Origin of the sequence: Nocardiopsis xinjiangensis YIM 90004 (assembly GCF_000341145.1) — a bacterium.
Lineage (GTDB): Bacteria > Actinomycetota > Actinomycetes > Streptosporangiales > Streptosporangiaceae > Nocardiopsis > Nocardiopsis xinjiangensis.
In genome coordinates this window covers 1-624 of the sequence record NZ_ANBE01000087.1, presented here as the reverse complement: position 1 = coordinate 624, position 624 = coordinate 1, and the positions used below count along the sequence as shown (strand labels likewise).

The 624-nt window shown below is 71.6% G+C and carries 1 protein-coding gene; it reads right to left on the bottom strand.

From position 1 onward, the window contains the following. Nucleotides 1-525 (bottom strand): helix-turn-helix domain-containing protein (locus D473_RS0123815; RefSeq protein WP_026127257.1); only part of this gene is annotated, 525 nt, incomplete at its 3' end. Nucleotides 526-624 lie beyond the last annotated feature (99 nt).

The following is a 624-nucleotide window of genomic DNA, read 5'->3' as shown; positions in this document are numbered from 1 at the left end:
TTCGTCGTCGGGGAACTCGATGACCAGAGCATGGCAGATCTGCTCGGGCGACCACCTCTGCCGCAGCTTGTCCACGACGAAGGCGCGCAGCGCACCGTCCTGGGCGAGCTTGGCCTCCTTGGGGCGCGACCGGCTCCTGGCCCACGCCCGCTGGGCCCGGTGCGGCTGGTAGAGGCCATCGGGCGCATGTGCGTCGATCTCGCGCTTGATGGTGGAGGCCGGCCGGCCCAGTGCCCGCCCGATCGCGCGCAGCGCCCGGCCCTCGCGGCGCATGTCGGCGATCGACTCCCGCTCGGTCACCGTGAGGAACCGAGGGTGCAGTTCGGCCTCGACCGCAGCGAGCGAGGGCTTGGATGAGGCAGTAACAGGGGTGGTCACACCGCTCTTGTAGTCGATCCGGCGCCCGTCGGGGTGCAGGCGCGCGTTACCGATCTTGCGGATATTGCGGTCCCAGTCCCGGGCAGTGCGTTCGTGGACCCCGACCTGAGCAGCGGCGTCGGCCCGGCGTACTCCGGCTGCCCGCAGGCGGTCGTATTGCGCCCGCCCCGGATGCCCGCTCGTGCCGGGCTTGCCGCGACCGCGGACACCAGCCTTGCGCGCCCACACAGCCGCCGTGTGCCGATT